20 protein-coding genes are annotated in these 22,420 nt (G+C 60.8%); 16 read left to right on the top strand and 4 right to left on the bottom strand.

Annotated elements, in window-relative coordinates; all coding sequences use genetic code 11:
• The first annotated feature begins 94 nt into the window (after positions 1-94).
• The 13 genes from M5G18_RS13740 to M5G18_RS13680 all read left to right on the top strand — a co-directional run bounded on the left by M5G18_RS13740 (position 95) and on the right by M5G18_RS13680 (position 13,027).
• Positions 95-2,455, top strand: coding sequence for a TonB-dependent receptor (locus M5G18_RS13740; protein ID WP_273897910.1), 2,361 nt, complete (start codon positions 95-97; stop codon positions 2,453-2,455).
• Positions 2,456-2,478: 23 nt separating this feature from the next.
• Positions 2,479-3,822, top strand: coding sequence for an aryl-sulfate sulfotransferase (locus M5G18_RS13735; RefSeq protein WP_273897912.1), 1,344 nt, complete (start codon positions 2,479-2,481; stop codon positions 3,820-3,822).
• A 181-nt stretch (positions 3,823-4,003) separates the two neighbouring features.
• The gene (locus tag M5G18_RS13730; protein ID WP_039764506.1) at positions 4,004-4,330 is read left to right on the top strand and encodes a hypothetical protein; all 327 of its coding nucleotides are present in this window, start codon (positions 4,004-4,006) and stop codon (positions 4,328-4,330) included.
• A gap of 379 nt (positions 4,331-4,709) precedes the next feature.
• Positions 4,710-5,522, top strand: coding sequence for an energy transducer TonB (locus tag M5G18_RS13725; protein ID WP_273897915.1), 813 nt, complete (start codon positions 4,710-4,712; stop codon positions 5,520-5,522).
• Positions 5,523-5,567: 45 nt separating this feature from the next.
• Entirely contained in the window at positions 5,568-6,293 is a 726-nt protein-coding gene (locus M5G18_RS13720; RefSeq protein WP_007952775.1) for a MotA/TolQ/ExbB proton channel family protein, read from the top strand.
• Position 6,294: 1 nt separating this feature from the next.
• Positions 6,295-6,696 carry an ExbD/TolR family protein gene (locus tag M5G18_RS13715; RefSeq protein WP_003220570.1) on the top strand — a complete coding sequence of 134 codons (402 nt, stop codon included), beginning with the start codon at positions 6,295-6,297 and terminating at the stop codon, positions 6,694-6,696.
• A 168-nt stretch (positions 6,697-6,864) separates the two neighbouring features.
• The gene (locus tag M5G18_RS13710) at positions 6,865-7,446 is read left to right on the top strand and encodes an alpha/beta hydrolase (RefSeq protein WP_007952774.1); all 582 of its coding nucleotides are present in this window, start codon (positions 6,865-6,867) and stop codon (positions 7,444-7,446) included.
• A 56-nt stretch (positions 7,447-7,502) separates the two neighbouring features.
• Complete coding sequence (locus tag M5G18_RS13705; protein ID WP_273897916.1) at positions 7,503-8,435, top strand: sigma 54-interacting transcriptional regulator; 933 nt, start codon at positions 7,503-7,505, stop codon at positions 8,433-8,435.
• Between the two features lie 164 nt (positions 8,436-8,599).
• Positions 8,600-9,397, top strand: a complete 798-nt coding sequence (locus tag M5G18_RS13700) for a MetQ/NlpA family ABC transporter substrate-binding protein (RefSeq protein ID WP_007952772.1) — start codon at positions 8,600-8,602, stop codon at positions 9,395-9,397.
• A gap of 655 nt (positions 9,398-10,052) precedes the next feature.
• Complete coding sequence (locus M5G18_RS13695; RefSeq protein WP_007918712.1) at positions 10,053-10,718, top strand: amino acid ABC transporter permease; 666 nt, start codon at positions 10,053-10,055, stop codon at positions 10,716-10,718.
• Positions 10,699-11,358 (top strand): amino acid ABC transporter permease, encoded by a 660-nt coding sequence (locus M5G18_RS13690; RefSeq protein WP_007952770.1) that lies wholly within the window; start codon positions 10,699-10,701, stop codon positions 11,356-11,358. The genes M5G18_RS13695 and M5G18_RS13690 overlap by 20 nt, the downstream gene beginning before the upstream one ends.
• Positions 11,355-12,152: an amino acid ABC transporter ATP-binding protein gene (locus M5G18_RS13685; protein WP_273897917.1), complete on the top strand. Its 798-nt coding sequence runs from the start codon at positions 11,355-11,357 to the stop codon at positions 12,150-12,152. Before M5G18_RS13690 ends, M5G18_RS13685 begins: the two co-directional genes overlap by 4 nt.
• Positions 12,149-13,027 (top strand): transporter substrate-binding domain-containing protein, encoded by an 879-nt coding sequence (locus M5G18_RS13680; protein ID WP_273897918.1) that lies wholly within the window; start codon positions 12,149-12,151, stop codon positions 13,025-13,027. The genes M5G18_RS13685 and M5G18_RS13680 overlap by 4 nt, the downstream gene beginning before the upstream one ends.
• A 231-nt stretch (positions 13,028-13,258) precedes the next feature.
• Here the strand turns inward: M5G18_RS13680 and M5G18_RS13675 are convergent, their stop codons facing one another.
• Entirely contained in the window at positions 13,259-14,419 is a 1,161-nt protein-coding gene (locus M5G18_RS13675) for an AAA family ATPase (protein ID WP_273897919.1), read from the bottom strand.
• Positions 14,420-14,563: 144 nt separating this feature from the next.
• Here M5G18_RS13675 and M5G18_RS13670 point away from each other — a divergent pair, with 144 nt between their 5' ends.
• The 3 genes from M5G18_RS13670 to M5G18_RS13660 are packed head-to-tail and all read left to right on the top strand — an operon-like array spanning position 14,564 to position 19,772.
• Complete coding sequence (locus tag M5G18_RS13670) at positions 14,564-15,667, top strand: efflux RND transporter periplasmic adaptor subunit (RefSeq protein ID WP_007952761.1); 1,104 nt, start codon at positions 14,564-14,566, stop codon at positions 15,665-15,667.
• Positions 15,664-16,728, top strand: coding sequence for an efflux RND transporter periplasmic adaptor subunit (locus M5G18_RS13665; protein WP_127796597.1), 1,065 nt, complete (start codon positions 15,664-15,666; stop codon positions 16,726-16,728). Before M5G18_RS13670 ends, M5G18_RS13665 begins: the two co-directional genes overlap by 4 nt.
• Positions 16,725-19,772, top strand: coding sequence for an efflux RND transporter permease subunit (locus M5G18_RS13660; RefSeq protein ID WP_273897920.1), 3,048 nt, complete (start codon positions 16,725-16,727; stop codon positions 19,770-19,772). The genes M5G18_RS13665 and M5G18_RS13660 overlap by 4 nt, the downstream gene beginning before the upstream one ends.
• 206 nt (positions 19,773-19,978) lie before the next feature.
• Here the strand turns inward: M5G18_RS13660 and M5G18_RS13655 are convergent, their stop codons facing one another.
• The 3 genes from M5G18_RS13655 to M5G18_RS13645 are packed head-to-tail and all read right to left on the bottom strand — an operon-like array spanning position 19,979 to position 22,418.
• A complete protein-coding gene (locus M5G18_RS13655; RefSeq protein ID WP_273897921.1) occupies positions 19,979-20,611 on the bottom strand; it encodes a class I SAM-dependent methyltransferase in 633 nt (210 codons plus the stop codon).
• Positions 20,612-20,659: 48 nt separating this feature from the next.
• Positions 20,660-21,304, bottom strand: coding sequence for a methionine ABC transporter permease (locus M5G18_RS13650; RefSeq protein WP_273897922.1), 645 nt, complete (start codon positions 21,302-21,304; stop codon positions 20,660-20,662).
• Positions 21,294-22,418: a methionine ABC transporter ATP-binding protein gene (locus tag M5G18_RS13645; protein ID WP_273897923.1), complete on the bottom strand. Its 1,125-nt coding sequence runs from the start codon at positions 22,416-22,418 to the stop codon at positions 21,294-21,296. Before M5G18_RS13645 ends, M5G18_RS13650 begins: the two co-directional genes overlap by 11 nt.
• Between the last annotated feature and the right edge of the window lie 2 nt (positions 22,419-22,420).

Genomic DNA, 22,420 nt, shown 5'->3' with positions numbered 1-22,420 from the left:
TATGCAGTAAATCTTTGTAAAAACATAAATAAATAACTTAAAAGAATATGCGGCACGGAAGATGTCTGCGTGTTTTTTGACCAGGAGCAGCCCCATGAGTCCGTTGAACCTCGCTTCACCGCCGCCGCCACGACGGCTCAAACGTCTGCCTCTGGCCCTGTTGCTGGCGGGGAGTGCCAGCTGGACCCACGGCTACGCTGCGGAAACGGAAATCCCTGTGCCGGCCCCGGCAGGCAAGACCGCGACCGCCACTTCGCAACTGGAAACCGTGACCGTCACCACCCGCCGTCGCGAAGAAAGTTCTCAGGACGTGCCGACGCCCATGAGCGTGGTCAGCGGCCAGACTCTGGAGACGCAACGGGTCTACCGGATTCAGGATCTGCAGCAACTGGTGCCCAGCGTCAACGTCGCCTACATGCATGCGCGCCAGTCCAGCGTGTCGATCCGGGGCCTGGGCAACAACCCGGCCAGTGACGGTCTGGAAGGCAGCGTCGGGCTGTACATCGATAACGTTTATCTGGGGCGCCCGGGGATGGCGGTGTTCGACCTGATGGACATCGAACAACTCGAAGTACTGCGCGGGCCGCAAGGGACGTTGTTCGGCAAGAACACCACCGCCGGGGTGATCAACATCAGCACCCGCGCGCCGAGTTTCACCCCGGAACGCAGCATCGAAACCTCGGTCGGCGAGGACGGTTATTTCCAGACCAAGGGCACGATTTCCGGGCCGCTCAACGATGTGCTGGCCGGGCGTTTGTCGGCCTATCGCACCCGAAGCGATGGCGACATCAAGAACGAATTCAACGGCCATGATCTGAACGGCGGATCCCGCGACGGCTTCCGGGCGCAACTGCTGTTCAAGCCCAACGAAAACTTCAATCTGCGCTGGATCGGTGACTACAACGAAGAGGACTCCAGCGCTGGTACGCGCGTGCTGTACAACACCGGGCCGACCATCAACGGCGTCAATCTCTACTCGGCCCGCGCCGCCGCTGCCGGCGCGACGCTGGTCAACGGCTCGCACCGCAAGGTCAATCTGGACAACGACCAGCACGTCACCGTGCATCAGGGCGGCACGTCGGTGGAGGCCAACTGGACCCTGCCGAGCGACTTCACCCTGACCTCGGTCAGCTCGTACCGCTTCTGGAATTTCACCCCGCGCAACGACGATGGCCTCAACGTGCCGGCGACCTACAACGCCGGGGTGTCGGTGGAGGACAAACAGTATTCCCAGGAATTTCGTCTCGCGTCGCCCAAGGGCGAGTTCTTCGATTACGTCCTTGGCGCCTACTATTTCGGATCGGATCTGGACAACAAATCCTTCGCCTATTACGGCCCGCAGGCAGACATCTGGAACGGCACGCCGCGGGGTGCGCTGGCCAACGTCAACAGTGTCGGCCGTGGCCATATCAAGACCGACAGCTTCGCGCTGTTCGCCCAAGGCACCTGGCATCTGACCCCGCGTCTGGATTTCACCGCCGGGGTGCGTGGCACCTATGAAGAGAAGAACGCCTGGGTCAATCGTGATGCGCCGGTCGGTGGCGCCGCTGTCACGGGTGCCGCAGCCACCGCGCGACGCGGCCGGACCGGCGCCTACGATTCCGGCGACCTGAACCAGTACAGCTCCAGCCCGTCCGGATTGCTCAACCTCAGCTATCGCTTCACCGATGATCTGCTCGGCTACGCCACCTTGTCTCACGGTGAAAAATCCGGTGGGGTCAACCTTGTGGTCGGCTCGGCACCGACCGCTGGCGCCGACTCGTTGCTGATCGGCACCGAGCGCGCCAACAACGCCGAACTCGGCTTCAAGAGCACACTGTGGGATCGCCGTTTGCAGCTCAACGCCAACGTGTTCTGGACTCAGGTCAACGCCTACCAGACCAACGCCTACGACGACGTCAACCGGGTGCAATACCTGACCAACGCCGGTTCAGTGCGCTCGCGCGGCGTGGAGTTCGAGAGCACCGTGATCCCGTTGCGCGGCCTGACGCTGAACTTCAACGGCTCCTACAACGACGTCAGCTATCTCTCGTACAAGGACGCGCCGTGCCCGCCGGAAGTCAGCCAGGCACCGGGTGCTCCGGCCTCGTGCGACCTCAGCGGTCATCAGGTGGTCGGCGCCTCGAAATGGATCGGCAACGCCAACGGCAAGTACGAATGGAATCTGGATAACGGCCTGCAACCTTACGTCACCGGCAGCTACGCGTTTCGCTCAAAAGCAGTCGGTACGGTGGAAGATTCCGACTACGGCCAGATCCCGAGTTACGCGGTGGTCAATCTCTCCACCGGCCTGCGCGGCGATTTCAATCAGGGGCAGTGGGACGTCTCGCTGTGGCTGAAAAACGCCTTCGACAAAACCTATTACACGACCCTGTGGACCGGCGGCAACGGCGGCTATGAAGGCCTGCTCGGCACGCCGCGAACTCTCGGCGTCACCGGTCGCTACGACTTCTGATCGATCCTTCAAGGAGCTGCATCATGTTGCGCATCAAAACCGCTTTACCGGTGTTGTTGTCCGGCGCAGTGCTCAGTGCCGGGGCGCTCGCCGCACCCAGCGTCTACCCCACCGGCGTCACCCGTTACGACCCGGCCAAGGCCTTCAATCAGTATGTGATCTTCAGCGGTGCCGACAAGCAGACGCACCTGATCGACATGAACGGCAACGAGGTCAAGAACTGGCCGCAGTCGGGTTTCCCGTCGGCGATCATCGACCCTCAACTGGTCGGTGGCGAGCGCGGCCATGTGTTGCTGCAACTGAGCGAAAAAGATCCGGGCAAGCTCGGTTCCGCTGGTAACGGTCTCGGCAATCAGAGCGTCGGCGAGCTGGACTGGAACGGCAAAGTCGTCTGGCAGTGGGGCGACAAGGCCCCCGGTGGCGCCGCGCAACAGCATCACGATCAGCGTCGCCTGAGCAACGGCAACACCGTGGTGCTGGCGAACAAGGTACACAAGGTCAAAGGCTTCAAAGTGCCCGAGGTGATCGACGATGCGATCTACGAAGTCAGCCCCGCCGGCGAGGTGAAATGGCAGTGGCTGGCGTCGGATCACTTGAACGAATTCGGCTTCACCGCCGAGCAGTTGAAGCTGGTTCGCGCCAGTGAAAATCCGGATTATCTGCACATCAACAACCTCAGCCTGGTCGGGCCGAACAAATGGTTCGATGCCGGCGACAAGCGCTTCAATCCGGACAACCTGCTGATCGATTCGCGTAACGCCAACTTCATCGCGATCATCGACAAACACAGCGGCAAGGTGGTCTGGCGCCTGGGGCCGAATCTGCCGCTGGCCAATCCGAAAACCGCGCAGAAAATCCCGAGCCCGGTGGATCAGTTCGTCGGCCAGCATGACGCGCACATTATCCCGGCCGGACTGCCCGGCGCGGGCAATCTGCTGGTGTTCGACAACCAGGGTTCGGCGGGTTACCCGAACGTCACGCTGGGGCTGATTTCCGGTTCGCGGGTGCTGGAGATCGACCCGGTGAAAAATGAAATCGTCTGGCAGTACAGCGCGGCCAATTCAAAGCAGCCGGGGTGGGCGTTTTACAGCTCGTTCATCAGCAGCGCGCGGCGCTTGCCCAACGGCAATACGCTGATCGATGAAGGCATGAACGGGCGGTTCTTCCAGGTGACAGCCACCGGTGAAAACGTCTGGGAATACGTCAGCCCTTATCTGGGCAAGGCGCCGGGCAGCGACGCGATCAGCAACTGGGTCTATCGGGCCCTTCCTGTGAGTTATGACTGGGTGCCGGCAGGTACGCCGCGCTCGGAAACGGCAGTGATTGCGCCGGCCATTGGTGTGCAACAAACCAATGCCAGTCGTTAGTTATTAAGAGTCTTCCGAATCGAAATAAGTTATGAGCGACATGAACAGTGCATATAGCAATTTCGTTGAAAAGTCGCGTGGACAATAAATGAATGTCCAACCATCCTGAGTGTCGTGAGTTTCCAGGAGGAAACTTGCTCTCATCGGAAGACACTTATCCAACGATAAAGGAAATCTCGTTATGTCGAGCATTAATGGCACTTATGTAAATGCCAACTCTGGCGCCAAGCTGGTTATCACCGACGGTAATGATTCCAATGGCAGCTTCAGCGGCACCCTCAGCCAGGGTGGCGTGAATTACGACATCCGTTACGGGAACTACCACTTCCAGAACAGCACCGGCAACCCGACCACAATCGCGGTGCTGGCTCAGAACGGAAATAGTGGTTATCAGACCTGGACGCTGTTTTCGCCTGATCACAACTACGCGAAACTCCGGGCTACCGGCTCCCGCGTGAACTTCGATGGTGAAGTTGTGAACTTGGGTGGCGAATTTCTGAAGCAATAAGAAATTCCGTAAATCGAAGGCCGATGCATTAAACATGCATCGGCCTTTTTATTTGCCTTTTAAAAATCTCGTCAACTATCGACTTGGTATTAGTTGTCACTGAATCCCGGGTCATCGATAACCCGATGCCTTGGATGAATACTTTTTATGCCGGGAAAGCATGTCGATTCCGGCGAATCGCTGGAAGCCTTGCGGGCCGTGGCTTTGGCGGAAATGACCGTTTTATATATTCCATAAACGTCTATTCATAACATGAAAGATTACTTTCGGAGATAAGCGTCTAGCCCAATGATTGACCCATCGATCACGCCGTGGGGGATTCAACAAGCGGCGAATCGGCTACGCGAAAAAACGCAAAGAGACCGCAGGGAGTAAATCAATGGGCAATGTCCAGACCGCCGCCAGTGCACAGGAGGTGCTGTGGCGCCAGGCGCCGAGCGGCGAGTTGGTCGATCTCGGCCGGCCCCATCGCGTGCCGTTGGGGCAGCTGCGTTTGCAGCGCGCGCCCAAGGGCATTCTGAGCCGCCGCGAAACGATTCTGCTCGGCGTTCTGGCGCTGGTGGTGCATGGCGCGGTGATCTACTGGATCAACCAGCATCCGACACCGGCGCTGCCGATCGTGCCACCGGAAATTCCACCGATGACCATCGAGTTTTCGCGTCCGGCGCCACCGGCTCCACCTGTGGTTGTACCGCCACCACCGGCACCTGTGGTCGAGCCACCGCCACCGGTGGAAGACGAACTGGCAACCAAGCCACCACCAAAATCGAAGCCGATTCCCAAACCGAAGCCGGTCGCTAAACCCGTACCGAAACCGGCGCCAAAAGCCGTCGAGCAACCCCCGGCTCCGCCACAACCGGCGGCCCCGGTCGCTGCACCAGCGCCACCTGCACCACCGGCGCCTGCTCCGGTGACCCCGGCCTCGGCCAACGCCGCGTACCTGAAGAACCCGGCGCCGGAATATCCGTCGCTGGCCCAGCGTCGCGGTTGGGAAGGCACGGTGTTGTTGCGGGTGCACGTGTTGGCCAGCGGCAAACCGGGCGAGATCCAGATTCAGAAAAGCAGTGGCCGGCAACAGCTCGACGACGCGGCGCTGGACGCCGTGAAGCGCTGGAGCTTCGTGCCGGCCAAGCAGGGTGATGTCGCCCAGGACGGCTGGGTCAGCGTACCCATCGATTTCAAGATTCATTAAACCGAAACCAATTTCGCGCTAAACGTTTACACGAGGGAACACATCATGACGTTACTGGCATCTCCACTGGAATCCATCGAAAGCGCGGTGATCTGGCTGCTGGTGGTCTTCTCTGTCGCCACTTGGGGCCTGGCATTGCTCAAGGCGCTGCAGTTCGGCCGGTTGAAGGCGCAGGACCGCAAATTTCACAAGCGCTTCTGGGCGGCGTCGAGTCTGGACTCCGCCGCCGAGTTGAGCGAAACCCAGCCCGGCGCCGCAGCGCGGGTGGCACAGGCCGGTTATGCGGCGATTCAGGTGGGCGAGGCGCCGCAGGCCAATGACCTGAGCCAGGCGATCAACCATCAGGATCGCCTCGAACGTGCCTTGCGCCAGCAGATCGTCCGCGAGCGCCGTTCGCTGGAAACCGGTCTGGCGGTGGTCGCGAGTATTGGCAGCACTTCGCCGTTCATTGGTCTGTTCGGCACGGTGTGGGGAATCATGGAAGCGTTGAAAGGCATCAGCGCGGCAGGTTCGGCGAGCCTGGAAACGGTCGCCGGTCCCATCGGTGCAGCGCTGGTCGCCACTGGGGTGGGGATCGCGGTCGCGGTGCCGGCGGTGCTGGTTTACAACTACTTTTTGCGTCGTCTGAAACTGACGGCGGCGGACCTGGACGACTTTGCCCACGACTTCTACAGCCTGGCGCAAAAGAGCTCCTTCCGCGTGCTGATCCACCCGACCGCGCACAAGGCAGCGGCCCAGGGCAACGCAACAAAAGTGAAGGAGGCGTCCTGATATGGCCTTCTCCACTCAAGACAGCGACGAGGTGCTGAGCGAGATCAACGTGACGCCGCTGGTGGACGTGATGCTGGTGCTGCTGGTGGTGTTCATCGTCACCGCGCCGCTTTTGACCAACGCGATACCGATCAACCTGCCGAAGACCGAAGCGGTGGCGCCGGTCGAGCAGAAAGACCCGTTGGTGGTGAGTATCGACGGTGCTGGAAAACTGTTTATCAACAAGGACGAAATCCAGCCGGATCTGCTGGAGTTCAACCTCAAGTCGGCCAAGGCCAAGGACCCGGAAGTGCGCGTGCAATTGCAGGCCGACGACGGGGTGAATTACGGCGAAGTGGCGCGAGCCATGGCTTCGATTGAGCGGGCGGGCATCACCAAGCTGTCGGTGATCACTGCACGATAAGGGTTTCACGTTTTTCCGGGGCCGTCTCCTTGGCAGGGTGCGGCCCCTTTTTTGTCTGTTGCTTAATATTCTTTTCAGGTCTTAATAAATAGCTTCTTATTCCTTAACGAATATAAATCCCGTCCCTATACTCGTTCAGGAACAGACACGACGCAGGAGAGCTCCCCCATGCGCAACGAATCAATCCGTTATCTGATTGTGCCGGGCTGGCAAGGATCGCCAGAAGATCATTGGCAAACCCACTGGCAAAACAGCCTGCCCAATAGCGCGCGGGTGGAGCAGGCCGACTGGCTGACGCCGCGTCGTGAAGACTGGGTCGCGGCGCTGGCCGAGGCGATTGCCGCCGACAGCTCGCCGGTGATTCTTATCGCACACAGCCTCGGCTGCATCACCGTTGCGCACTGGGCGGCCACCGCGCCACTGCATCATTTGCGTCAGGTGCGCGGGGCGCTGCTGGTGGCTCCGGCAGATGTCGAGCGCCCGGCGTGCGTGCCGGCACTGCGCAATTTTGCACCGATCCCGACCGATCTGCTGCCCTTCCCGAGTCAGGTCGTCAGCTCCGACAACGACGCCGCCGTCAGTGCGCCGCGTGCGCTGGAACTGGCGCGCAACTGGGGCGCCGAGGCGGGGATTCTCGCAGGCGCCGGCCATATCAACGTGAAGTCCGGGCATCAACGCTGGGAGCAGGGATTCGCTTATCTGTATCGCCTGCAAAACCGCATGGAACACCACGCCCGGCGCCGTGCCTGACCACTTTTATTTTTTCAACGCCCCCGTCTCCCGGCGATTTGGGGCGGGAGTCTGCCATGAGTTTTGAAACCTTCGGCCAGCCGTTGCTGACCTTTCCCGATGCGGAAAAAAGTCCCCTGAGCATCCGCGCCAAGGCGCTGGTGTTCGTCGATCCACGTTCGCGCCAGTTGCGCGAGGAAATGGCCCAACTCGCACCGCGCTCGATCTCGGTGTTGATTCGCGGCGAGACCGGCACCGGCAAGGAATTGCTCGCCCGCCACATCCACCGCGCCAGTGATCGCAGCGGGTTGTTTGTCTCGGTCAACTGCGGCGCGATCAGCCCGACGTATGCGGATGCCGAATTGTTCGGCTACGCCGCCGGCAGCTACAGCGGATCGGCCAGCAGTCGCGCCGGCTGGTTCGGTTCGGCCAACGGCGGCACCTTGTACCTGGACGAGATCGGCGACCTGCCGCTGCCGATCCAGATCAAATTGCTTTCCGCCCTGGAAAATCACGAAGTCACCCGTGTCGGTGCGCATCAACCGAGCCCGGTGGACGTGCGTCTGGTCGCTGCGACCAGCATCGATCTGGCGCAAGCGGTGGCGGCGGGGAAATTCCACGAGCGGCTTTATCACTATCTCAGCGAAGGGCATCTGGAACTGCCGGCATTGCGCGCGCGGGTCGGCGACATTCTGTCGTTGGCCGAGTACTTCCTCGGCATCTACAGCCAGCGTCTGGATCTGCCGGTGCCGCTGATCAGCGAAGCGGCGCAGCAGGTGCTGGAACAGCACAGCTGGCCGGGCAACACCCGGGAGCTGGAAAACGTCATTCATTTTGCGCTGCTGGTGAGCACCGGCGACGAAATCCTGCCGGAACACCTGAACCTGCCCGAGGTGTCTGGGCCGCTGGTTCAGATCGAACGTCAGGTGGCGAGCATCAGCCTCAACGGCACTACCGACGAACGTAAGGCATTGAAAGAATTGCTGTTGAGCCTGAGCGAGGCGTTGTAACCATTTTGTTCAACATGAACAAAATGGAATATGAAGCTGAATAAACGTTATTGTCCGGGAATAAAAAATCCCGGTATTGTCCGCTTCACGCCAGCAGTAGCACATCGCTGGCACACGTATTAATGCCGTCGTCGATGACGACCGATTTTCGATAAGGACACTGCATGAAAAAGGTTCTGTTGTTTACCGCATTGGCGGCTGCTCTGACTGCTTCCCTGGCCCAGGCCGGCGAGAAACTGGTGGTTGCCGCGACGCCGGTTCCACACGCCGAGATCCTCGAACTGATCAAGCCGACCCTCGCCAAAGAAGGCGTGGATCTGGAAATCAAGGTCTTCACCGACTACGTACAGCCGAACGTACAGGTGGGCGAGAAGCGTCTGGACGCCAACTACTTCCAGACCCTGCCGTACCTGAACAGCTTCAACCAGGGCAAATACAAGGACGACAAGGCCAAGTACCTGGTGACCGTGCAAGGCGTTCACGTTGAACCGTTCGGTGGCTACTCGAGCAAGTACAAGACCCTGGCCGAACTGCCGGACGGCGCCACCATCGCCATTCCGAACGAAGGCAGCAACAGCGGTCGTGCGCTGATCCTGCTGCAGAAGGCTGGCCTGATCGAGCTGAAAGATCCGAAGAACGCCCTGGCCACGCCAAAAGACATCGCCAAGAACCCGCACAACTTCAAGTTCAAGGAACTGGAGTCGGCCCTGCTGCCGCGTGTTCTGAAAGAAGTCGATCTGGACATGATCAACACCAACTACGCGCTGGAAGCCAAGTTGAACCCGACCAAGGACGCCCTGGTGATCGAAGGTGCTGATTCGCCTTACGTGAACTTCCTGGTTGCCCGTGAAGACAACAAGAACAGCGACGCCATCAAGAAACTGGCCGCTGCCCTGACCAGCCCTGAAGTCAAAGCGTTCATCGAGAAGAAGTACAACGGCGCGGTATTGCCGGCGTTCTGATCCGACGCAACAGCAACCCCCTTCAAGGTTGAAAAAAACGCCGATGACCAGCGATGGTCATCGGCGTTTTTGTGTGTGCCTCAAAAGCACCCCTTCACCCTAACCCTCTCCCCGAGGGAGAGGGGACTGATTGGGGGATGCTGTAGAGGTACGCCGACCTGATTATTCTTCACCGAATCCATAATCGGCTCGGTTTTTCAGGTCGATGTCTGTCGAAAGACACTTCTGTCGGCTCCCTCTCCCAGGGGGAGAGGGCTGGGGTGAGGGGGCTTTTCGCGTTTGATCTACGCGGTGTGTTTCAACGCCCTGCGCAAGGCCACCAGCCATTTCACGAAATCCTGCGGGTCCGGTCGCTGCGGCACTTTTACGTCCATGTTTTCTTCCTTGTTATGAGTTCGGCCGGGGGAGTCTGGCCAAAAGCTGTTCGTCCTTGGAGGGCTTTTACGAAAAAAAGATCCGTCCTACAGCGAAAGGAAAAATAGCCTTCTTATTCTGTCGGGGCAAACCCGCAGGATAGTTTTTTGCGTGATATCAATATGCTTTAACGGTATTTAAATTCTTTTTCTTATACCTTTAAAGTCGGTGCCTGCCGGACAGTTACCCGCTGTCCATGGACTGCACCACCGTCGCTTACCGAGCGGCGTCAGGATGTTTCATGACCTTCGATTACGCATTTATCCTCAGCACCCTGCCGGCTTTTCTCAAGGCCGTGGGCGTGACGCTGCAGGTCGGTTTGATCGCCATTGGCACCTCGCTGCTGGTGGCGCTGCTCAATGCGACGATTCTGGTGTTCCGCACGCCTTACCTGCAAAAACTGGTCGGGCTGTATGTGGAGCTGGCGCGCAACACGCCGCTGCTGATCCAGCTATTCTTCGTCTACTTCGCATTGCCGGCCCTTGGGATCAAGGTTTCCGGATTCACTGCTGCAATCATCACCATGACTTTTCTGGGCGGCGCCTACCTCACCGAAGTGCTGCGCGCCGGTGTCGATGCGGTGCCCCAGGCGCAGCTTGAATCGGGCCGCTCCATCGGTCTGTCCCACGGCCAGTTGCTGCGTTACGTGATCCTGCCGCAAGCGGGGATCCTCAGCCTGCCGTCGCTGTTCGCCAATTTCATTTTCCTGCTCAAGGAGACCACCGTGGTCTCGGCGGTGGCGGTGCCGGAGATTCTCTACACCACCAAAAGCTACATCGCGCTCTACTACAAAACCTACGAAATGCTCGCCGTGCTGACGTTGATCTGCGTGCTGCTGTTCCTGCCGCTGTCGCTGCTGTTGAGCCGTCTGGAAAGGAGGCTCCAGCATGGCCAGTTCGGGTCTTGAACTGCTCTGGGTGTCGTTGCCGCAACTGGCAAAAGGCGCCGGACAGACCCTGTCGATCTCGTTCCTGAGCATCGCCATCAGCACCGTCGGCGGCGTGCTTTACGGTGTGCTGCGCACGCTCAACGTGACGTGGCTGAACGCGCTGCTGCGGATCTATCTGGAACTGTTCCGGGCGATCCCGGTGCTGGTCTGGTTGTACCTGCTGTTTTTCGGTCTGCCGATTTTCTTCGGTCTGAGCCTGCCGAGCTTCTGGTGTGCGGTGTTGGTGCTGTCGCTGTGGGGCGCCAGCGAGGTGGGCGAAGTGGCGCGCGGTGCGTTGCATTCGTTGCCGCGCGGGCAGCGTGAGGCGGGGCTGTCGATCGGCCTGAACGCGGCGCAGCTCTACGGCTACGTGCTTCTGCCCCAGGCGCTGAAACGCATGACGCCGCCGACCATCAACGTCTACACGCGGATCATCAAGACCAGTTCGCTGGCGGTGCTGATCGGTGTCGTCGATGTGATCAAGGTCGGCCAGCAGATCATCGAACGCACCTACGAATCAGTGCTGATCTACGGCGCGCTGTTCCTGTTTTTCTTTTTCATCTGCTACCCGCTGTCGGCCGCCTCGCGCGTGCTGGAGCGGCGCTGGACGCAAGCATGAGCGCATTGATCGAGTTTCAGGGCTTCAACAAATTCTTCGGCGAACAGCAGGTGCTCAAGGGCATCGACCTGCAAGTGAAGTCCGGCGAAGTCATCGTCATCCTCGGCCCCAGCGGCTGCGGAAAAAGTACCCTGCTGCGTTGCCTGAACGGCCTGGAAACCGCCCACAGCGGCCACTTGAAATTTGCCGGTCGCGAACTGCTGGACAAGGCCACCGACTGGCGCGAAGTGCGTCAGCAGATCGGCATGGTGTTCCAGAGTTATCACCTGTTTCCGCACATGAGCGTGCTCGACAACTTGCTGCTCGGCCCGCTGAAAGTGCAGAAGCGCGAACGCCGCGAAGCACAGCAGCAGGCCGAAGCATTGCTCGAACGCGTGGGCCTGTCGGACAAGCGCGACGCCTTCCCGCGCCAGCTCTCCGGTGGCCAGCAGCAACGCATCGCCATCGTCCGTTCGTTGTGCATGAACCCGCGGGTGATGCTCTTCGACGAAGTCACCGCCGCCCTTGATCCGGAGATGGTCAAGGAGGTGCTGGAAGTGATTCAGGGCCTGGCCCGCGAAGGCATGACCCTGTTGATCGTCACCCACGAAATGGCCTTCGCCCGCGCGGTGGCCGATCGCATCGTGTTCATGGATGCCGGGCGCATCCTCGAACAAAACCCGCCCGAGCTTTTCTTTACGAACCCGCAAACCGCACGCGCGCAGCAGTTCCTGGAGAAGTTCTCCTACGTCGAAGCGCTGACTTCAACGACTTCGCCCACAACGTCTCAAACCAAGGAACTGGAACTGCCATGAAAACTGCCAAAGCCCTATTTGCTTTACCGCTGATCAGCCTCGCGCTGCTGGCCGGCTGCAACAAGACCGAAGAACCGGCCAAGCCGAAAGTCGCCAGCGAAAGCACCGCGCCGGCCGGTTACCTGGACAAGATCAAGGCCCGCGACAAACTGATCGTCGGCGTATTCACCGACAAGCCGCCGTTCGGTTTCGTCAACGAAGCGGGGCGTTACGTCGGCTTCGATACCGACATCGGTCGTCAATTCGCCAAGGATCTGCTGGGCGACGAAAACAAGGTCGAGTTCGTGGCTGTGGAACCGGCGAGCCGTATTCCGTTCCTGCAAAGCGACAAGGTCGACCTGATCCTCGCCAACATGACCGTCACCCCGGAGCGCAAGGAAGCGGTGGAATTCACCAACCCGAACCTCAAGGTCGCGGTGCAGGCGCTGGTGCCGCAGGGTAGCCAGGTTAAGAAGCTGGATGACCTGGCGACCCGCACCACCATCGTCACCACCGGCACCACCGCCGATATCTGGCTGACCAAAAACCACCCGGACTGGAAACTGCTGAAGTTCGAGAAAAACTCCGAGTCCTTGCAAGCCTTGGCCAACGGCCGTGGCGATGCCTACGCGCAGGACAATCTGGTGTTGTTCAGCTGGGCCAAGCAGAACCCGGGCTACCGCGTGCTGGACGAAAAACTTGGCGCCGAAGCGCCGATTGCACCGGCGGTGAAGAAGGGCAACATTGAATTGCGCGACTGGGTGAACACCGAACTGGCCAAGCTGGGCGAAGAGAAGTACCTGCTCAAGCTGTATGACCAATACGTGCGTAAAGAGCTGAGCGATGACACCAAGCCGGAGAGCGTGATTGTCGAAGGCGGGAAGTGGCAAGGTTAATTGCCTGACAGGTCGGCGGTGAGGCTGAAGAGCAACCCCCTCACCCCAGCCCTCTCCCGGAGGGAGAGGGAGCCGACCGAGGTGTCTGGCGAGTTACATCGACCTGAGACACCGAGTCGATTATGGATTCACAGAAGCACTTTCAGGTCGGCGTAATTCTTGAGCATCCCCCAATTAGTTCCCTCTCCCTCCGGGAGAGGGCTAGGGTGAGGGGCTCTTCAACTGACACACTTAATCAGGCCAATTCCACGCCGGCTCATCCAGAACCCTCTGCCCGACGATCCCCGTCTGGCCGAGGGTTTTTTCCAGCACGATGCAATTGCATTCCGGGTCTTCCTGCAACGCCGAAATCAAGCGCCGGGCATGGGACACCACCCACACCTGACACTGCTCCGACACCCGGATAATCAGACGCGCCAGCGCCGGCAGCAGGTCCGGATGCAGGCTGGTTTCCGGCTCGTTAAGTACCATCAGCGACGGCGGGCGTGGCGTCAGCAGCGCGGCGACCAGCAGCAGATAGCGCAGCGTGCCATCCGACAGTTCCGCCGCTGACAACGGCCGCAGCAATCCTTCCTGAAAAAACTCGATGGCAAAGCGTCCGCCCGCCAACGGCGCGATGTTCAGCCGTGCGCCGGGAAACGCATCACTGATCGCCGCCTGCAGCGCCTCGGGATCGCCGATCTCGCGGATGGTCTGCAACGCGGCCGCCAGATCCCGCCCGTCGTGGTGCAGCACCGGCGTGCGCGTGCCCAGTTGCGGCTGGCGCACCGGGGCGTCGGCATCGCTGCGAAAGTGATCGTAGAAGCGCCAGCGGCGGATGAACTCACGCATCTGGAACACTTCCGGCGAGGTGCGCAGGCTGCCGACCTGATCGAACAGGCTGTCGAAGTTCGGCGTGTGCTGGGCCAGCACGTCCCAGCTGCGACCCTCACGGGTGCGGATCATCGGCCCGTCGCGATCCACCAGTAGACTGGCCGGACGATAGAGCTGCCCGGCCCAGATGCATTCCTTTTTGATTTCAGGGTCGAGGGAAAAAAACGAGAGGCTTGGTTCCGGCAATCCCAGGGCGATCGAATAGCTGAAATCTTCTCCGGCAAAGCCCAGACGCAGGCGCTTCACGCCTTGGCGCACGGTGGACTGGATCGGCACCTCGCCGTTGCGCATGCGCCGGCTGATGGTTTCCGGCCCGGCCCAGAACGTCGAGTCCAGTCCGCCCTCACGGGCCAGTGCATTGACCACGCCGCCCTGAGCGGTTTCCGCCAGCAATCGCAGCGCCCGGTACAGGTTGGACTTGCCGCTGCCGTTGGGGCCGGTGATCAGGTTCAGACGGCCCAGCGGAATCACCAATTTATTGATCGAGCGGTAATTGGCCACCGCGAGGGTCTTGAGCATGAAAATCCTTCTTGAGTGCCCCGAAATCCGGGTCAGGATACTCGCTGCACAGAAATGCATATATCGCCCGGACGAAGGTTGAACCCTGTTCTAAGCTCACAGTCGTATCGTCACTTGCACGTTCGTACACAGGAAGGAGTCTGCATGGCGAGTCCCGGATTGAAAACAGCGGTCATGCTGAGTCTGTTCGCTTTGTTGAGCGCGTGCGGCGAGAAAAAGGCCCCCGCCGAATACCTGCCCAGGGTCTTCGTGCAGGAGGTCAACCCCGCCAATTACGCCGCCGCCGTGACCCTCACCGGCGATGTTCAGGCCCGCGTGCAGACCGAACTGTCGTTCCGGGTCGGCGGCAAGATCATCCAGCGCATGGTCGATGTCGGTGACCGGGTATCGGCCAAACAAGTGCTGGCCAAGCTCGATCCGAAGGATTTGCAGACCAACGTCGACTCCGCCCAGGCCCAGGTGCTGGCCGAGCAGGCGCGGGTCAAGCAGAGCGCCGCCGCGTTCGTCCGCCAGCAGAAACTGTTGCCCAAGGGCTACACCAGCCAGAGCGAATACGATTCCGCACAGGCCGCCTTGCGCAGCAGCCAGAGTGCCTTGAGCGCAGCGCAGGCGCAGTTGGCCAACGCCAAGGATCAACTGAGCTACACCTCGCTGATCGCCGATGCACCCGGCGTCATCACCGAGCGTCAGGCCGAAGTCGGCCAGGTGGTTCAGGCCACGGCACCGATTTTCAGCCTGGCCCGGGACGGCGACCGCGACGCCGTGTTCAACGTTTACGAATCCCTGCTGGCCGAGCGGCCGGCGGAGCGTTCGATCGTCGTCAGCCTGCTCGACAACCCCGCCATCAAGACCACCGGCACCGTGCGTGAAATCACCCCGGCGGTGTCCGCGCAATCCGGCACGGTGCAGGTCAAGGTCAGCCTCGACAGCCTGCCGCAAGGGATGCAGCTGGGCTCGGTGGTGAGCGCCACGGCCAAGGGCACCGGCAAGTCGGCGGTTGAATTGCCCTGGTCGGCACTGACCAAGAACGTCAGCGATCCGGCGGTGTGGATGGTCGACGACAAAGGCGAAGCGCAGTTGCACAACGTCACCGTCAGCCGCTACCTGATCGGCAAGGTCATCATCAGCGAGGGCCTCAAGGGCGGGGAAAAGGTCATTGTCGCGGGAGGGCAGTTGCTGCATCCGGGCATGAAGGTCGAAATTGCCGAAAACACCTACAAGGATCTGCAACCGGGAGCACAGCCATGAAGCGTCTGGGGCTGTTATCCATTGGCGTGTTGCTGGCCGCCTGCTCGAAAAGCGAACCACCGCCGGAGCCGGTACGGCCGGTGTTGTCGGTCAAGGTCGAAGCGATGAGCGAGGAAAACCTCGGGCGTTTCGCCGGCAGCATTCAGGCGCGCTATGAAAGCAACACCGGTTTCCGCGTCGGCGGGCGCATTGCCAGCCGCAACGTCGATGTCGGCACCGAGGTGCAGAAGGGCACGCTGCTCGCCACCCTCGATCCGTCCGACCAGCAGAACCAGCTGCGCTCGGCCCAGGGTGATCTCGCCAAGGTTCAGGCCCAATTGATCAACGCCCAGGCCAATGCCCGCCGTCAGCAAGCGCTGTTCGACCGGGGCGTGGGTGCGCAGGCGCAACTGGACATTGCGATGACAGACCTGAAAACCACCCAGGCTTCGCTGGATCAGGCGCGCGCGGCGGTCAATCAAAGCAAGGATCAACTCGATTACACCGAGCTGCGCTCCGATCACAAAGCCGTGGTCACCGCGTGGAACGCCGAGGCCGGGCAAGTGGTGACGGCGGGCCAGCAAGTGGTGACCCTGGCACAACCGGACATCAAGGAAGCGGTGATCGATCTGCCGGACACCCTGGTTGATGAGATCCCGTCCGACGTGGTGTTTCTGGTGGCCGGGCAGCTCGACCCGAGCATCAACACCACGGCCACCCTGCGCGAGATCGAACCGCAGGCACAAAGTGCGACGCGCACCCGACGTGCACGGTTGACCCTGGCCAATACGCCCGACGGCTTCCGCCTCGGCACGGCGATCAGCGTCACCCTCAGCTCGGCGATCAAGCCGCGAATCGAATTGCCAGCCACGGCGTTGCAGGAGGTCGATGGCAAACCGCGAATCTGGGTCATCGATACCCAGAGCAAAACCGTCAACCCGCGCGACGTCAGCGTGATCAGCCGCACCGACAGCAGCGTGGTGCTCGCGGGGGGCGTGAAGAACGGCGAGCGCGTGGTCAGCGCCGGCGTCAACAGTCTCAAACCCGGACAATCCGTGAAACTTGACGAGGACAGTCAATGAAAGGCTCTTTCAATCTCTCCGAATGGGCCCTCAAGCATCAGTCTTTCGTCTGGTATCTGATGTTCGTCGGATTGCTCATGGGGGTGTTTTCCTACTTCAATCTGGGGCGCGAGGAAGACCCGTCGTTCACCATCAAGACCATGGTGATCCAGACCAAATGGCCGGGCGCGACCCAGGAGGAAACCCTCAAGCAGGTCACCGACCGCATCGAGAAAAAGCTCGAAGAACTCGATTCCCTCGACTACGTGAAAAGCTACACGCGCCCCGGCGAATCGACGGTGTACGTGTACCTGCGCGACACCACCAGCGCCAAGGACATTCCGGAAATCTGGTACCAGGTGCGCAAGAAGATCAACGACATTCGCGGGCAGTTTCCTCAGGGCATTCAGGGGCCGGGATTCAACGACGAATTCGGTGACGTGTTCGGCTCGGTATACGCCTTCACCGCCGACGGCCTGACCATGCGCCAGTTGCGCGATTACGTGGAACAGGCGCGGGCCGAGATCCGCAATGTGCCCGGGCTGGGCAAGATCGAGATGATCGGTCAGCAGGACGAAGTGCTCTACCTGAACTTCTCCACCCGCAAACTCGCGGCGCTGGGAATCGATCAGCGTCAGGTGGTGCAGAGCCTGCAATCGCAGAACGCCGTGACTCCGGCCGGTGTCATCGAGGCGGGGCCCGAGCGGATTTCCGTGCGGACTTCGGGGCAGTTTGCTTCGGAGAAAGACCTGGCCGAGGTCAATCTCAAACTCAACGACCGCTTCTATCGTCTGGCCGACGTGGCCGACATCACCCGTGGTTACGTCGACCCGGCCACACCGGAATTCCGCTTCGACGGCAAACCGGCGATCGGTCTGGCGATTGCCATGCAGAAGGGCGGCAACGTCCAGGAGTTCGGCAAGGCCCTGCATAAACGCATCGATGAGCTGACCGCGGATCTGCCGGTTGGCGTGGGTGTGCACACGGTGTCCGATCAGGCGGTGGTGGTGGAGGAGGCTGTTGGCGGCTTCACCAGCGCGTTGTTCGAAGCGGTGGTGATCGTGCTGGTAGTCAGCTTCATCAGCCTCGGTGTACGCGCCGGGCTGGTGGTGGCGTGCTCGATCCCGCTGGTGCTGGCGATGGTGTTCGTGTTCATGGAATACAGCGGCATCACCATGCAGCGGATTTCCCTTGGCGCGCTGATCATTGCCCTCGGCCTGTTGGTGGACGACGCGATGATCACCGTGGAAATGATGGTCACGCGCCTGGAAATGGGTGAGAGCAAAGAGGAGGCCGCGACGTTCGCCTACACCTCGACCGCGTTCCCGATGCTCACCGGTACGCTGGTGACGGTCGCCGGTTTCGTCCCCATCGGCCTCAACGCCAGTTCTGCCGGCGAGTACACCTACACGCTGTTCGCGGTGATTGCCGTGGCGATGATCGTGTCCTGGATTGTGGCGGTGTTCTTCGCCCCGGTAATCGGCGTGCACATTCTCAGCACCAACGTGAAACCCCATGAAGCCGAACCGGGGCGTGTTGGCCGCGCATTCAACGGCGGTTTGCTGTGGTGCATGCGCAATCGCTGGTGGGCCATCGGCATCACCGTGCTGTTGTTTGTGCTGGCGGTGTTCTGCATGCGGTTTGTGCAGAATCAGTTCTTCCCGTCCTCGGATCGACCGGAAATCCTGGTCGACCTCAACCTGCCGCAAAACGCCTCGATCGACGAGACCCGCAAGGCCGTCGACAAACTCGAGGCCACGCTCAAGGGCGACGCGGACATCGTGCGCTGGAGCACCTACATCGGTCAGGGTGCGATCCGTTTCTACCTGCCACTCGACCAGCAATTGCAGAACCCGTACTACGCGCAACTGGTGATCGTCAGCAAAGACTTCGAAGCCCGCGAGGCCCTGAGTCAGCGCCTGCGCGAACGCTTGCACAAGGACTTCGTCGGCATCGGCAGTTACGTGCAGGCGCTGGAAATGGGTCCGCCGGTGGGGCGTCCGATCCAGTACCGGATCAGCGGCAAGGACATCGACCAGGTGCGCAAGCATGCCATCGACCTGGCGACTGAACTGGACAAGAACGAGCACATCGGCGAGATCATTTATGACTGGAACGAGCCAGGCAAAGTCCTGCGAATCGACATCGCCCAGGACAAGGCGCGCCAGCTCGGGCTGTCGTCCGAAGACGTGGCGAACCTGATGAACAGCATCGTCAGTGGCGCGCCGCTGACCCAGGTCAACGACGACATCTACCTGATCAACGTGGTCGGCCGCGCGGTGAGTTCGGAACGCGGTACGCCGGAAACCCTGCAGAACCTGCAGATCGTCACGCCCAACGGCACGTCGATTCCGCTGCTGGCCTTTGCCACGGTTCGTTATGAGCTGGAGCAGCCGCTGGTGTGGCGTCGCGACCGCCTGCCGACCATCACCATCAAGGCGTCGGTACGTGACGAGATTCAGCCGACCGATCTGGTGAAACTGTTGAAGCCATCCATCGACGCGTTCGCCGAAAAACTGCCCGTTGGCTACAAGGTCGCCACCGGCGGTACGGTCGAGGAGAGTGGCAAGGCGCAGGGGCCGATTGCCAAGGTGTTGCCGCTGATGCTGTTCCTGATGGCGACCTTCCTGATGATCCAGTTGCACAGCGTGCAGAAGCTGTTCCTGGTGGCCAGTGTCGCGCCGCTGGGGTTGATCGGCGTGGTGCTGGCGCTGGTGCCGACCGGTACGCCGATGGGCTTCGTGGCGATCCTCGGGATTCTGGCGTTGATCGGCATCATCATCCGCAACTCGGTGATTCTAGTGACCCAGATCGACGAGTTCGAGCGCAAAGGCTATGCGCCATGGGATGCGGTGGTGGAAGCCACCGAACACCGCCGTCGCCCGATCCTGCTGACCGCCGCGGCGGCGAGCATGGGCATGATCCCGATTGCCCGGGAAGTGTTCTGGGGGCCGATGGCCTACGCGATGATCGGCGGGATCGTGATTGCGACCCTGCTGACGCTGCTGTTTTTGCCGGCGCTGTACGTGGCCTGGTACAAGATTCGCGAGCCGAAGAAAAATTAGATCAAAAGCATCCCTCACCCTAACCCTCTCCCGGAGGGAGAGGGAACCGAATGGGGGATGCTCATGTGATACATCGACCTGACCTTGATGTGCCGAATCCATAATCGACACCGCACTTTCAGGTCGATGTATTGCGCAAGACATCTCGGTCGGCTCCCTCTCCCTCCGGGAGAGGGCTGGGGTGAGGGGGGAGTCGCTGATACACCTCAGTCTGCTATTTTGCGCCAGACACTCGCCAGCCAGGGCTGCTGCTCACGCGGCAGGCCCGCCGGCCGGTAGTAATGCTCCAGCTCGATAAACCCGGCAGCGGTCAACAACCCACGCCACGCTTGCAGATCGTGATACGAGCCATAACGCGGCCCGTTCCAGCCCTCACGGTTATCCCCGCGCGGATTGGAGCTGAACAGCACGCCGCCCGGTTTCAATGTCCCGTGCAGTAGCTTCAAGACCCGGGGCAATTCCTGCAACGGCACGTGAAACAGCACCGCATTGGCGAAGATCCCGTCGAAGCGTTCTGCCGGCAGATCCAGCTTCAGAAAATCCTGGCACCACACTTCACAGCCACTGTCTTCCCGAGCCATCTGCGCAAATTTCTCCGCGCCGTCGAGGCCGACGGCGACGTGACCCATCCGGGTGAATGTCTGCAAATCCCGCCCCGGCCCACAGCCGAAATCGAGGATGGAGAATGGCGCGTCACCCTGGATGTGCCGCAACAGGGCGTCGATGTTCTGGCTGACATCGTGATCGCGGGTGCCTTCACGAAAACCCTCGGCCACCGAGTTGTAGTGGCCGAGGGTGGTAGAGGTGATCTGTTCCAGATCGGTGGGGGTCTGCTTCATGGTCGGGCTGCGCTGGCAAAGGAATCTGCCGACTATACGCCATGCCATTCAGCGCTTGTTCAACCCCCGCGCCAGGCGATTACCGCCCAGCTGAATCACCGCTACCAGCGCCACCAGCAGCACAATCACGGTCAGCATGATCTGGCTGTCGAAGCGCTGATAGCCGTAGCGATAGGCGATGTCGCCCAAGCCGCCGGCGCCGATCGCTCCGGCCATGGCCGAGGAGTTGATCATCGTCACCAGGGTGATGGTGAACCCGCCGACAATCCCCGGCAGCGCCTCGGGCAACAGCACATGCCAGACGATGTGCCAGCGCCGGCAGCCCATGGCCTGTGCGGCTTCGATCAGGCCGTAGTCGACTTCACGCAGGCTCACCTCGGCAATCCGCGCAAAGAACGGCGTGGCTGCGATGGTCAAAGGCACGACTGCCGCCCACACACCGTATGTAGTGCCGACAATCAGCCGGGTGAACGGAATCAGCGCGACCATCAGGATCAAAAACGGGATCGAGCGAAACAGGTTCACGAACGCCCCCAGCGCGCGATTGAGCACCGGCGCTTCGTAGATCCCGCCCTTGTCGCTGGTGACCAGAATCACCGCCATCGGAATACCCGCCAGCAGTGCGATCAGCGACGAAACGCCGACCATCAGAAACGTGTCGATGAAACCCTGCAGCAAGCGATCAAACCACATAACCCAGCACCTCCGTGCGTTGTGCCCACTGGCTGGCACGCTGACGCAATTCCTCGGCGTTCAGCTTTGATCCCGCCACCGCCAGCAACAATTGCCCGAGCGCGTGCCCCTGAATCCGTTCCACACCGCCCTGCAGCAATTTCACCCGGCCACCGAGCGCGGCGAACAGCGCGGCCAGATCCGGCTCATCCTGCTGGCTGCCGGTGAACTGCAAACGCAGCACAACTGACGCGTCGGACGACGACGGTTGCGCCTGCAAACGGCTCTGCAATTCTTCGGGCAAGGCGTGTTGCAGCGGTGCGAGCAAGGTCTGGCTGACCTCGTGTTGCGGATTGCCGAATACTTCCCAGACCGGGCCCTGCTCGACAACGCGGCCATGTTCCAGCACGACGACGCGGTCGCAGATTTCCCGGATCACCGCCATCTCGTGAGTGATCAGCACGATGGTCAGGCCCAGGCGTTTGTTGATCTCGCGCAGCAGGCCAAGGATCGACTGGGTGGTTTCCGGATCGAGGGCCGAGGTGGCTTCGTCACACAGCAAAATATCCGGGTCGTGCACCAGCGCGCGGGCGATGCCCACACGCTGTTTCTGCCCGCCGGACAGTTGCGCCGGATAAGCCTTGTGCTTGGCTTGCAGGCCCACCAGCTCCAGCAGTTCGCGAACCTTTTTCTCCCGCTGTTCTTTCGGGACACCGGCGACTTTCAGTGGCAGTTCGACGTTCTGCCACACCGTTTTTGCCGACATCAGGTTGAAGTGCTGGAAGATCATGCCGATCCGCCGGCGCAGGGCGACGAGGCGATCCTCGTCGTATTCGCCGATGTCCACCTGATCGATCAGCACCCGGCCCGAGGTCGGTTGTTCGAGGCGGTTGATGGTGCGGATCAGCGACGACTTGCCGGCGCCGCTGCGGCCGATGATGCCGAACACTTCACCGCGCTGGATCGCCAGGTCGATGCCTTGCAGGGCGGCGACCGGGCCTTGTTTACCGTCGTAGGTCTTGCCGAGCCCGACGAAGCGCACGTGGGCTCGGTTCAGTTCGGGATGCAGTTCGGTGCGCTGTGCCAGCGCGGGTGGCTCTGGAAGATCCAGTCGCCGTTGAATGGCTGCCGTCATCC

The organism is Pseudomonas aphyarum, from assembly GCF_028657055.1.
Lineage (GTDB): Bacteria > Pseudomonadota > Gammaproteobacteria > Pseudomonadales > Pseudomonadaceae > Aquipseudomonas > Aquipseudomonas aphyarum.
The sequence above is the reverse complement of the archived record's forward strand: the minus strand, read 5'-3'. Positions and strand labels throughout refer to the sequence as shown.

Excerpts from the sequence above, each read along its gene's own strand:
- M5G18_RS13655 (WP_273897921.1), bottom strand. The coding sequence starts at position 20,611 with ATGAAGCAGACCCCCACCGATCTGGAACAGATCACCTCTACCACCCTC.
- M5G18_RS13705 (WP_273897916.1), top strand. The coding sequence starts at position 7,503 with ATGAGTTTTGAAACCTTCGGCCAGCCGTTGCTGACCTTTCCCGATGCG.
- M5G18_RS13675 (WP_273897919.1), bottom strand. The coding sequence starts at position 14,419 with ATGCTCAAGACCCTCGCGGTGGCCAATTACCGCTCGATCAATAAATTG.
- M5G18_RS13670 (WP_007952761.1), top strand. The coding sequence starts at position 14,564 with ATGGCGAGTCCCGGATTGAAAACAGCGGTCATGCTGAGTCTGTTCGCT.
- M5G18_RS13695 (WP_007918712.1), top strand. The coding sequence starts at position 10,053 with ATGACCTTCGATTACGCATTTATCCTCAGCACCCTGCCGGCTTTTCTC.
- M5G18_RS13710 (WP_007952774.1), top strand. The coding sequence starts at position 6,865 with ATGCGCAACGAATCAATCCGTTATCTGATTGTGCCGGGCTGGCAAGGA.
- M5G18_RS13690 (WP_007952770.1), top strand. The coding sequence starts at position 10,699 with ATGGCCAGTTCGGGTCTTGAACTGCTCTGGGTGTCGTTGCCGCAACTG.
- M5G18_RS13660 (WP_273897920.1), top strand. The coding sequence starts at position 16,725 with ATGAAAGGCTCTTTCAATCTCTCCGAATGGGCCCTCAAGCATCAGTCT.
- M5G18_RS13680 (WP_273897918.1), top strand. The coding sequence starts at position 12,149 with ATGAAAACTGCCAAAGCCCTATTTGCTTTACCGCTGATCAGCCTCGCG.
- M5G18_RS13650 (WP_273897922.1), bottom strand. The coding sequence starts at position 21,304 with ATGTGGTTTGATCGCTTGCTGCAGGGTTTCATCGACACGTTTCTGATG.
- M5G18_RS13665 (WP_127796597.1), top strand. The coding sequence starts at position 15,664 with ATGAAGCGTCTGGGGCTGTTATCCATTGGCGTGTTGCTGGCCGCCTGC.
- M5G18_RS13735 (WP_273897912.1), top strand. The coding sequence starts at position 2,479 with ATGTTGCGCATCAAAACCGCTTTACCGGTGTTGTTGTCCGGCGCAGTG.
- M5G18_RS13700 (WP_007952772.1), top strand. The coding sequence starts at position 8,600 with ATGAAAAAGGTTCTGTTGTTTACCGCATTGGCGGCTGCTCTGACTGCT.
- M5G18_RS13740 (WP_273897910.1), top strand. The coding sequence starts at position 95 with ATGAGTCCGTTGAACCTCGCTTCACCGCCGCCGCCACGACGGCTCAAA.
- M5G18_RS13720 (WP_007952775.1), top strand. The coding sequence starts at position 5,568 with ATGACGTTACTGGCATCTCCACTGGAATCCATCGAAAGCGCGGTGATC.
- M5G18_RS13685 (WP_273897917.1), top strand. The coding sequence starts at position 11,355 with ATGAGCGCATTGATCGAGTTTCAGGGCTTCAACAAATTCTTCGGCGAA.
- M5G18_RS13645 (WP_273897923.1), bottom strand. The coding sequence starts at position 22,418 with ATGACGGCAGCCATTCAACGGCGACTGGATCTTCCAGAGCCACCCGCG.
- M5G18_RS13715 (WP_003220570.1), top strand. The coding sequence starts at position 6,295 with ATGGCCTTCTCCACTCAAGACAGCGACGAGGTGCTGAGCGAGATCAAC.
- M5G18_RS13725 (WP_273897915.1), top strand. The coding sequence starts at position 4,710 with ATGGGCAATGTCCAGACCGCCGCCAGTGCACAGGAGGTGCTGTGGCGC.
- M5G18_RS13730 (WP_039764506.1), top strand. The coding sequence starts at position 4,004 with ATGTCGAGCATTAATGGCACTTATGTAAATGCCAACTCTGGCGCCAAG.